This is a genomic window from Wolbachia endosymbiont of Listronotus oregonensis, from assembly GCF_031205055.1.
In the GTDB taxonomy this organism is placed as follows: Bacteria; Pseudomonadota; Alphaproteobacteria; order Rickettsiales; family Anaplasmataceae; genus Wolbachia.
The window spans coordinates 283,194-294,279 of the sequence record NZ_CP102118.1 but is presented as its reverse complement, the minus strand read 5'-3'; the positions used below and the strand labels follow the sequence as shown (position 1 = coordinate 294,279).

Sequence of the window (11,086 nt, the reverse complement as noted above, 5' to 3'; positions counted from 1 at the left end):
GTACAGCTAGTGTGTCTCTTGACCAAAAAAGCCAATAATATTTTCTTTCACTTCTGTGCTATCTGTCATGTTATTTACTCTCATGCGAAATTCAGATGAGCTTTGAAGCCCGCTACTGTACCAACCTATGTGTTTGCGGGCCATCTTTATTCCTGTGTTATTTCCATAGTACTCAAGAATATTGTCGTAATGCTCGAGTATGATGCTTAATCTCTCTGAAGCTGTTGGCTCAGAAGTTTCACTTCCACTGAGAAAGTTCATTGCTTGATTAATCAGCCAAGGTTTACCGTAGGCACCACGACCTATCATCACTCCGTCTGCTCCAGATTCTTTGAGAGCATTCTGAATATCATTTAAATTTTTAATATCGCCATTTACTATAACTGGAATTTTCACTTGCTCCTTAACATTTCTAACGAATTTCCAATCTGCTTGGCCGTTATAGAGCTGTGCCCTCGTTCTTCCATGCACAGTGATCATTTTTGCTCCTAAGTCTTCGGCAATTTTCGCAAGCCTCGGTGCATTGCGATTTTCATCGTTCCATCCAGTGCGCATTTTTACCGTAACTGGCACATTCACTGCTTTGACCACGGCCTCAATTATCTCAGCGGCTTTTTTCTCATCGCGCATTAGTGCTGATCCTGCATAACCGTTTACAACTTTTTTAACAGGACAACCGAAATTTATATCTATTATTTTTGCACCCATATCCTCGTTGAGCTTTGCAGCCTCTGCCATTACATCCGGCTCGCATCCAGCAAGCTGCACAGCAGTTAATTCATCGACTTTTGCTTTTTGCAGACTCTGGCGAGTTTGCATAATCATGGCTCTGCTTGCAATCATTTCTGAAACTAACAAACTTGCACCTAGCTTCTTTACAATACTTCTAAACGGATAATCAGTTACCCCTGACATTGGAGCTAAAATAACTGAAGAATCAATCGTCAAACTTCCTATTTGGAGGGGCATAAGGTTAATGGTAATCCTTCATTGTAAACTATATAGCAAACTGAGCTGTATTCTGCACCCTTGAGGTAAGAGAGGTGTCCGTTCCTGGTGGAAGATCGCATAAAAGCCCGTTTTCTAGATCTTCCTTCCATTTTTCATCTTCCATAAGCGCTTTTGTAAACTCTCTTCTTTTCTTTTGCAATTGTTCTGGATTAGGCTTGTATTCCGATAACTCTGCGTCAATTTCATCAAATGATTTACCTTCGTTGAGCATTTGCGTAATCCTATGAGCGTTTTCCAATGCAAATATTCCACAATTATGTCCATCGCTTTGTTGTTTGGCTCCGGAGCTTCTTATATTACAGTTCTCTATTTCCAAAACTGCTTCCAGTGCGCTCACTATATTATCAGTATTTATTGGGACATTAATTAATTCATTTTTCTTGTTCCGACACGTTTGTGCTGTCTCTTTGACATCTTTACTCATTTCTTTTTTTCCTTGCGCATTCAACTCACTAGCTTGATCAGTAAGAGGTGTAACCAATTCTTTAATTGCATTTGCAAGTTCTATTTTCTTACGTTGACTACCAGGACTTGGTAAATCAGCACTAAAAGAATCACAATAATAAGCTCTAAATTGTTTATTATCCGAGTTGTATGCAACAACTAGCGTTACCCAATGATTACCACCCAAATTAATAACTGAAGTAAATATCCTTTTCGAACTCTCTCGTTCTGCTTTATTTTTATATTCTCCCAACCTTTCACTCAAGGTTTCAAGATTACCAGGAATACAGAAGAATACACCATCCGTAAAATCTTCTGAATACTTATATTTAATTCTTGCAATATTAGCAATATCATGTTGCTGCAACCAGTAAGCGTAATTCTTTCTATTTGTTTGATGCACAAGAGTGTCCAAATTTTCATGAAACTCTTTACCACCCAAACCACTATCCAAAGAGCTTCTACGACTACTGTTCCTTGAATCGGGTTCACTGCCTGGTACAACACCACTATCTCCATCTTGAGTTTTTTGCTCACCTTGACCTGCTCCTTTTCCATTAACATAACCTTTTACCAAGTGAAATAAAGGTTTAACAATCATTTTGTATGCTGCTGTAAGGACTACTCCCATTATAATCCAAATCACAGGATGAGAAATTAGCATAGCAAGTGGAAAGGTCAATAGAGGAAATCCTATTATCAACCCCAAACAGCCAACAGCAAATGTGGCTGCTAGGCATACGCAAGTAGCGTAGATAACGAATTTCCCACCAGCAAAGTAAGTGCTCTCTTTAAATTGATTATATTTTTCTGTGATGCCCATACTACATCCTATGAATGCTAAGTTAATTAAATTTTAACAAATTCTAACAAAAAAATCAACCATAATAATTTTAGTAGTATGAGAAAATATTGAATATTAAGAGCTTTTGAAGTACAGTAACAGTGTTAGTAATAGCACAATATATGCACGATATAGAATATATACGCAAAAACCCTGAAGGATTTGAAAAGGCAATGAAAAGCAGGGGGATAAGAGAGTTTACTGCAAAAGAGATATTAGAAATTGATCACGAGAAAAGGTCATTAACCACTAAATTGCAAGATTTAAATAGGCAGCGCAATGAAATCACAGAGGAAATAAAGAAGCTTAAAATGAGCAAGAGCCCTTGTGAAGAGCAAATAGAGTTGTCAAAAGACATCACGAATGAGATAGAGGCAATTAGCTTAAAGGAACAAGCAGAAAAGGATAAGTTAGTGAATGTTTTATCTAACTTGCCGAATATTCCTGCGCAAGATGTGCCAATAGGCGCAGATGAGAACTCTAATTTAGAGGTGAGAAGATATGGAGGAAAAAGACAGTTTGATTTTGTACCAGAATCTCATTATGAACTCGGAGAAAAATTAGGTTTAATGGACTTCGAACAAGCGGCGAAAATTTCCGGATCAAGATTTGCGATATTAAAAGGACAGTTAGCTAAGCTTGGACGAGCGCTAATAAATTTTATGCTTGAAATGCATGTTAATGAATTTGGCTATACTGAGGTGTACCACCCAGCTTTGGTGAAAAACGAAGCTATGTATAACGTTGGTCAGCTACCAAAATTTTCTGACGATTCGTATTTAACTACCGACGAATTGAGGTTGATTCCCACAAGTGAAGTGTTTTTAACAAATTTGGTTGCTGATAAAATAGTAGAGGAAAAAGAACTGCCTATTCGTTTTACTGCGTATTCAGAGTGTTTTCGTAAAGAAGCAGGCAGCGCAGGGCGAGACACGAGAGGCATGATAAGGCAACACCAATTTGGTAAAGTGGAGTTGGTGAGTATTACAACTGAAGACCAATCAAATGATGAACTTGAGCGCATGACGAGTGTTGTTGAAGAGATATTAAAAAAACTAGAATTACCGTATAGAGTAATGCTACTGTGTAGTGGTGATATGGGTTTTGCTGCACAAAGGACTTATGACATAGAGGTATGGTTACCTGAGCAAAATAAATATAGAGAAATATCAAGCTGCTCAAATTGTGGTGCATTTCAAGCAAGAAGGATGAACGCTAAATACTCTTCAGAAACTGATAAAAAGATAAAAAAATATGTTCACACTTTAAACGGCTCAGCTTTAGCTATAGGAAGAACGATTGTTGCCATAATGGAGAATCATCAAAATTCTGACGGGTCGATTGCAATACCAAACGTGTTGCAAAAATACATGAGTAATGATACTGTTATAAGCAAATAATAATTTTGACATATAGAAAAGCGAGGAAATAAAGATGAAGGTTCTGGTTATAGGTTCTGGTGGACGTGAGCACGCTCTACTTTGGGCTCTAAAAAAATCTCCTATCTTGACTGAGTTATATGTAACTCCTGGTCGCCAAGCTATGAAAGATCTTGGGACTCTTGTGGATGTAAATATTCAAAATTCAGTGGATGTTACACAATTTTGCAAGAGAGAAAATATAGAGTTGGTTGTTATTGGTCCAGAACAACCAATAATTGATGGACTTGCTGATGATTTAGTTGCAGAGGGAATAAATGTTTTTGCTCCGAGTCAAGCAACTGCAAAACTTGAGGGATCAAAGTCTTTCACCAAAGGACTATGCAAGCGATATGGCATACCAACTGCCAAGTACGAGTGTTTTGTTGATGAAGGATTAGCTAAAGATTTTGTACGTAGCAATAAAATAAAGTTTCCACTTGTAGTGAAAGCAAATGGAATTGCGGCAGGGAAAGGCGTGATGATATGTTGCGCAGAAAACGAAGCTTTTTCAGCAATAGATTCAATGCTAGTGGAGAAAGAATTTGGTGAATCAGGTGAAGAAATAATCATAGAAGAATTTTTAATTGGAGAAGAAGTAAGCTTTTTTGCTCTTGTTGATGGGTTGAAAGTAGTAACTCTTGGGTGCGCAAAAGATTATAAGAGAGTGAATGAAAATAATGAAGGCCAAAATACTGGGGGTATGGGATCGTACTCATCACCTTCAATTATAAGTAAGGACATGGAGCAAAAAATCATCCAAAAAATAATATACCCTACAGCTCAAGCATTGGTTAACATGGGTACGCCTTATAAGGGAGTACTCTTTGCTGGTTTAATGATTTGCAGAGATGGCCCAAAACTTCTCGAGTATAACGTTAGATTCGGTGATCCAGAAACGCAGTCTATATTACCTAGATTTGATTCAAATTGCGATTTGTTAAAATTGATGTTGTCAGTTGCAGAAGGAAAGTTAAATGTCAAAATGGTGGAACTTAACAACAAATCTACAGTTTGTGTAGTTGTTGCAAGTAAAGGCTATCCGGGTGATTATCAAAAGGGAGAAGTAATTAAGGGATTAGATAAAATTGAAAGCATTCCTGGTATATTGGTATTTCACGCTGGTACTAAATTAGATGAGAGTGGTAATTGGGTTTCAGATGGCGGAAGAGTGCTAAATATAGTAGCAGAAGGGAGCACTATAGAGGAAGCCAAAAGTAAGGTGTACTCAGCATTAAATTTTTTAGAATGGCCAGGGGGCTTCTTCAGATACGATATTGGTAGTTAATGTTAGCTGTCGGTTAGCAGGTAGACCACGCGATTCCAAGAAAAAATCTTCTCACGCTAGCTGATTTTTGTTGCTGGAAATGGTTGCATCATTTAAATTTATTAATGTTATACACTACCAAATTAATAGTTGCTCATTTAAGAACCTCCTTCAACTTTACCCAACTCGACACATATACTTTTTGAAACATTGCTGCAAGTAGAAAAAAACAGGTTACCCACCTTAACTTCTTTAAATTTGCTCACAATCTTTACTTGATGCATAAGGTTTTTGTTACACTCCTTTCATCTACCGATTACCTCTACTTACCGCCTTTACCTTTGCTAAGGTCAGAAACACGACTAGCTTCAGGACCTTCTAAACTCGACTGTGGCAGGTCACCAAAATTACTGGAATCACTAACACCAAGCGATATAGGTGCTTCTACTAATCCATACCCTCCTCCTACTCTGTGATATCCTAATTCTAGATAAGTACGTAGTAATGGATCAATTTGTTCTCTATTTTGAATGTATGCTTGCAATTGCACATCTTGAAATCCCGGATCATTCCTGAATAATTGTGAAATGCCCACTCTTATGTTCTGAAAGTAATTTCTATCTCTGTTTGGGTGGCCTCTTCCAAGAAAATCGCGTATTATATTTATGATATTCTGCACTTGCCCAACAGGATTTTCGTTTAGAACTCGATTAATATCACTAGCATTTTCTAATGCCCATAAACCACAATTCCAACCATCTGTTTGCTGACTAACAGAAACATTATTAATCCTGATATTATTTCCTAAGTTATTTTGAATGATATCAGTAATACCACCTGGAACAGCAGTAGCAGTTGAATCAGCATAGTACCCAACATAGTTCCCATTTTGACGTTCAATCACTAGTGTAACCCAATGAGTATTATTTAAAGTAATGATTAAAGTTAAACGCTGTTGTTCTTCATTTTCCCTAAATTGATTTAATACTCTAACAATGTGCTCGTTACCGTCATTCCTTGCCAAATTAGCTACTTCAAAAGTGTGATTACCTTCAGTACGAAGCTGATATCGCAATCTTCCAGCGTGAGCTATATCAATTTGTTGAAGCCAGTAATCATAATGTTCATTTCTCGTCGCAAATTCTAGTGTAAGTAGATCATTTACTTCTATCCCTTGATTTCCAAGAATATCTCTTATTTGTCTTCTTATCTCTTGTGCTGTAGGAATGGAATTATCACCTCCCCTTATTCTTGACTTTAATGTTTCTATTACCTGTGCTCTAGTACCTTGCAAGTAACTAAATGGAACGTGCAGATTATCATCTATATCAAGCAAAAAAATAGAGTTCTGTCCTGGTTTTCTTTCCGTGTAAAAGCGCCTGAAATTTTCACGAGTCTGATCTGATAATAGACCCTCTGGTGGATTTTCATCAATAACACTTTCAGGTCCCACTAATCCTCTAGTACTGCGGTCAAGCCTATGTATATATAGTTCTTGTGGAATAGATATAAGATCTTCTACTCTCTGTGCACCTGCATTAAATACAGCAGAAGATAAAACCACCTCATTTCCAGGAGTAATAGGCAAATATCCCCTTTGCTTGTTCATAAGTTCTTTTATTCGATCTTTTGCGTTATTCTCCTTTTGTGCTACTTCTTCTGCATTATCAGCAAATCCTAATACATATACAATCGGGTGAGTATCTGGAGCATTCTCCGTAGATTGTCTTAATAATAAAAGGTCTAATCTCTGTTCTGTAATTCTTGTGAGCATTACCCTTTCTCCTTCTTCTTCCTGCCTCCTTTTCAAACTATATGTTTGACCAATTTTATACATAGCAAGCACTTTATCAGGATCGTCACTAGCATAAAATGTACCATGTAGTATAGAACGAAACTTATCCTCACTATTAACATTTATTGCATCCCTAAGTGGCATCAATGCTCCAGAGATCTCTTGAAATAATCCTCTATGCTGACCTACATTTTTCCAGCCATCATTCATAACCCTTTCTGAAATACCATGTACATTTTCAGCATTAGGTACTTGTACAAGATCACCATCAAGAAAATTATTTGCATTATTATTTTGGTAATCGTGATATAAACCAAGGTCATTTGGTTGATCAATATCTAGCTCAAATTGGTCATTAAGTGTGCATGAAACTTCCCATACATGAACATTATTTCCATTAATATTAAGATTTTCTAAATTGATTGCTCCTTGTTGTTGTGCATCGTGAGCTCTAATATGGAGTATAACTATATCAGAACCTTCAGCATGAAAGACCATAGTCAATGCGCGCTTTCTTAAATTGGGGTCACCATGTATAAATGTGTGCTTTATTATATGTACTTCATCTTCCTCTACACCTTCTAGTTGTAAAGGGTGTATATCAAAAGCACTACTTCCAAAAGTAAAACCAGTTATACAATCAAATACTCTGTTATAATTATCTGCATTTCTTGGTATTTCACCAGGAAGATGTTGAAGCAAGAAATCTCTAATATTCTCTCCAACCTCTTCATCTTCTATATACTCAAACAATCTTTGTACTAAAGGAAATCTATCCTGTTGAAGCCCTACTGTATCAACACTAAAAGGATCTAGATTTAAATTAAAATTTAATCCAACACAAACAGTATGCTCTGATGTGGTATGAATAGGTATAAATGAAGAATTGTGTAACCTTCCAGCGTAGCCTATGGCACAGTTTAATGCAACATCTGACGGTGTGTCAAATATAGCAAGATTAATAACAATAGGAATATTTTCTCTTTCTGCTTGATGACGTACAAGAAAAGCAACATGTGAGTTTCTAGGAGATAAGTCAAGATCGATGCCTATTGTGTAGCGATGACTAAAATTTGCTAAAAAACCTAATAAAAACCCGTGACTCTCAAATTTTTGACTGCGATTTTCAATATTATTTTCTAGCGCTTGTCTGCAATTATCATAGATGTCAGTGATGTATGGCAAAACTTCCCTGTGCATTCTACGTTCTACATTTTGTCTTTGGTTATTTGCTAGTATTCCCATAAAGTTGTCAATCCTTTGTTGACCTTGTGCTACCTGTGCAAACTTGACTGATCTATCAAGTTGTCTGAGCTGATTGTAATTGAGTTGTCTTCCTTTTATTTCCTGAATTGTCAATCCGTGATCTCCTAAGAGTTGTCTAAGAAGACTAATCTCAGATGCTGAATACTTGGCAAATTTATCTCTATCTCTAAAATCCTTTTCACGAATCACCTCGAATACTGTTGCAATTGCCTCTTCCTGACTCTTGCCCTTTCCATGCATGCATACTTTGTATTGCTCAAAATTTAAGTCTTCTTCCCTTAAATTTGGATTTTGCCGTCTAATCTCTCGCACTAGAGCATTTCTCTCCCTTGTACTGAACCTCAACCCATCACTATTAGGACGATCAGAAATACTGTAGCATCTGACAACTTGCTGTCCGTCACGATAAACAGCGACTTTTAGATTTCCTGTATTTCTATTTCTACCACCTGTATCAATACCATGATTATCAAAACGAAAATACACTCTCTCATTTTCATTTAAGATATTAGCATCATGTGCAGTAGAAAACATACTAAAAAAGAATACAGGAAGGAAACGACCTGCACTCACATGATACAAGAAAGATGGACATTGATCTAAAAAAGATTCAAATCCTTGTCTGAATCCTTCAAGATCTCCATCCACCAAACTCCTAATAAATCCATCACCATTACTCATACAAAATACCCCTTATTTACTACGACCAGAAACACCAAGAGTTCATAAGTGGATTACTTATTACCACTAAGCGTAAAGACGCTTTTTTTCTTATAAGAAGAAACACCACTTACACTAGGAGTTCCAAGCTCAGACTGTGGACCATCATCAACTGGCAAAGTTGTTTTCTTACTACCATGAGCTTTAGATCGTGACCGTAAATTATTCCAAGGACCATCACCTACAGGTGGTAAAATTGTTTTCTCTAACTCAGAGAATAATTCTTCCGCAAACAGACCGTAATCTACATTTACTCTTTTACCTTCTCTACCACATAATCTAAGACTTTTTATTATCCTTCCCTTAAAGAACTCAAATCTTTCAGGAAAGCTATTTTTAGCAAATAACATCATATCTAGTATTTCTTTTTTCTCTATTTCTTTTTCCTCATCAGACTTATAAATGTCTTCTCGTTTCCAGTTAATTATTAACCCTGCAAGCATGTCCTGTATAGGAACTATACAATTAGAAATATTAACAGAAATCTTTCTGTATTCAATAAAGCAGTCACATTTCCAAATCTTCATAATAAGAGATCTAGCTTGAACATTTGATTCAGGATTTTTCAACATTACATTTGAAAGTGAGTAAAGAAGGAGGTCATACTCATCCTGTGAGAGTATTTCCTTTGAATGATCACCTCGTGCTGAAGCTTCCTCATAACACCAGCACTGTACCAAATCATGAACCGTATCAAAAAAACATGACTCTATTAATTCAGCAAGAAGAGCATATACTCCCTTATCTTTCTGCAATAATTTCTGTAAAAGAGTATCTTTATCGACTATCTTATTTACACAAAAATCTAAAATAGGAGCATCTTTCTCAACAGATTGAACGCGGGACAGAGCAATAATAGCTTCTGTAAGTTTCTTTTCCTTATCTTCTTCTTTTAAATGATTATAAAAATACTCTACTCCTTCACTCCACTTAAGTTTTACAGCACTGTCAAAGCCTTCTACTGCATCATACTTCTTTAATTCCCAGATTCTCTATCGATCCAGAAGTTGAACACATCACCTTTTCTCTTCATGCTATTTAATAGGGAGTTTCGTATGTATTTATCAGTTATAGGATTACCGCTACCATCAAGTGTGCCAGGAGGAAAACTGTTCTTGTAAAATTCAAATCTTTTTTGAAAGAATGGATGAATTTTATCCACTACACAGTAACTACAAGCCATCTCATATTTGCGAAGTGGATTATCTATTCCACCTATTTTCTCTTCAGTAAACCTTTGACCTAAAGCAGCATTATCCAACCTTACACCTGACCAGCAACCTTCATCTTGGAATACATTGTGCAAAAACTTCAACTTATCACCCTTAAAGTATTTTATGTGCTCCATAAAGTTATCTTGAAGGACTCCCACCCATCTCTTGATAGCTGACTTCCTCCCGGCAGCAACTGTTGGATCTGGATGTTTAATAGCTTCCTGTAATTTTTTGGACATCGTAGCCCGAAGCTCTTTCTGTGTTGGCATTAACCCCTCCTATTAAGTATTTATATAAAAAAGGCATTGTACAGACATTAGAATGGATTGCAATATTAAAATTACTAGAATAGAGGGTTTAATAAAAAAAACGTTATGGCTAAAACTTCTTTTCTTGAATTTTCTCAATATAATCAACAGAAAACCCTGTTATTTCAGCAATAACATCAATAGAAACACCCGCCTTGAGTGAATTTTTAGCCACAGCTATTTTAGCCTGTTTTTCGCCCTCTTCCCTGCTTTTTTCATGTCCGATTTGGATGGCTTCTTTATTTATGAGCTATATTAGCTGTGGTATTGTGTAGCAGATTATCCAACCTGGTGCTTCTCTACCTTTTTCCCACTTAGCAAACCTCATCTTTTCTTTTAGGTAATATTCTCTATAGGCTTCTATTGGATTACTACATTTATATCGATCAGGTAACGCTTGTGTAAAAATTTGTATATCAGCTGATTGAAAAATTAGCAAATCCTTATTATTATCACACCAATCTATAACTTCTTCGGATTTATGCGTTCTTTTGTATCGCAAGCTATACTCTATGCACAATTCTTTTCCATGCTTTATCAACCAATTAAAGTTTCCTTTTGAGTGTCTAGCCCATAGAGAACAAGGGTGGTTTTTGTGAGTAAGTTTATATGGAACTTCTATATTCTGGTCTGTGATGCTGACTAAAGGATTTGGCACTTTTAATGCTATTGAAAAAACATTACTTAATAACTGAGCAGTTTCTAATGGCATTTTTACTATATGCTTATCACATAACATTTGTGCCGCAATTGCTGGGTTTTCATCTAGTACAAAGATGTTCATCTAGACACCCAAAGA

8 protein-coding genes and 1 pseudogene are annotated in these 11,086 nt (G+C 36.4%); 2 read left to right on the top strand and 7 right to left on the bottom strand.

Features of this window, described 5'->3' with window-relative positions:
- Positions 1-6 precede the first annotated feature (6 nt).
- Both dusB and NMD99_RS01515 read right to left on the bottom strand, forming a co-directional pair.
- Complete coding sequence (gene dusB / locus NMD99_RS01520) at positions 7-969, bottom strand: tRNA dihydrouridine synthase DusB (protein WP_264735904.1); 963 nt, start codon at positions 967-969, stop codon at positions 7-9.
- 28 nt (positions 970-997) lie between these two features.
- On the bottom strand, positions 998-2,278 hold the full coding sequence (locus NMD99_RS01515) for a hypothetical protein (RefSeq protein ID WP_265045400.1): 1,281 nt from the start codon (positions 2,276-2,278) through the stop codon (positions 998-1,000).
- 143 nt (positions 2,279-2,421) lie between these two features.
- On the opposite strand from NMD99_RS01515, the gene serS reads away from it, so the two are divergent.
- Both serS and purD read left to right on the top strand, forming a co-directional pair.
- The gene (gene serS, locus NMD99_RS01510) at positions 2,422-3,699 is read left to right on the top strand and encodes a serine--tRNA ligase (RefSeq protein ID WP_264687727.1); all 1,278 of its coding nucleotides are present in this window, start codon (positions 2,422-2,424) and stop codon (positions 3,697-3,699) included.
- A 34-nt stretch (positions 3,700-3,733) separates the two neighbouring features.
- On the top strand, positions 3,734-5,005 hold the full coding sequence (gene purD / locus NMD99_RS01505) for a phosphoribosylamine--glycine ligase (RefSeq protein WP_253307305.1): 1,272 nt from the start codon (positions 3,734-3,736) through the stop codon (positions 5,003-5,005).
- Between the two features lie 301 nt (positions 5,006-5,306).
- On the opposite strand, the gene NMD99_RS01500 is transcribed toward purD, so the two are convergent.
- The 5 genes and pseudogenes from NMD99_RS01500 to NMD99_RS01485 all read right to left on the bottom strand — a co-directional run bounded on the left by NMD99_RS01500 (position 5,307) and on the right by NMD99_RS01485 (position 11,071).
- Positions 5,307-8,726: a cytoplasmic incompatibility factor CifB gene (locus NMD99_RS01500; protein ID WP_309166460.1), complete on the bottom strand. Its 3,420-nt coding sequence runs from the start codon at positions 8,724-8,726 to the stop codon at positions 5,307-5,309.
- 53 nt (positions 8,727-8,779) lie between these two features.
- A complete protein-coding gene (locus NMD99_RS01495; RefSeq protein ID WP_309166458.1) occupies positions 8,780-9,520 on the bottom strand; it encodes a hypothetical protein in 741 nt (246 codons plus the stop codon).
- Between the two features lie 221 nt (positions 9,521-9,741).
- On the bottom strand, positions 9,742-10,248 hold the full coding sequence (locus NMD99_RS01490; protein WP_309166457.1) for a hypothetical protein: 507 nt from the start codon (positions 10,246-10,248) through the stop codon (positions 9,742-9,744).
- 109 nt (positions 10,249-10,357) lie between these two features.
- A pseudogene (locus NMD99_RS08105) lies at positions 10,358-10,528 on the bottom strand (pyrimidine dimer DNA glycosylase/endonuclease V); the annotation flags it as partial.
- Between the two features lie 9 nt (positions 10,529-10,537).
- Complete coding sequence (locus NMD99_RS01485) at positions 10,538-11,071, bottom strand: pyrimidine dimer DNA glycosylase/endonuclease V (protein ID WP_253307348.1); 534 nt, start codon at positions 11,069-11,071, stop codon at positions 10,538-10,540.
- Positions 11,072-11,086 lie beyond the last annotated feature (15 nt).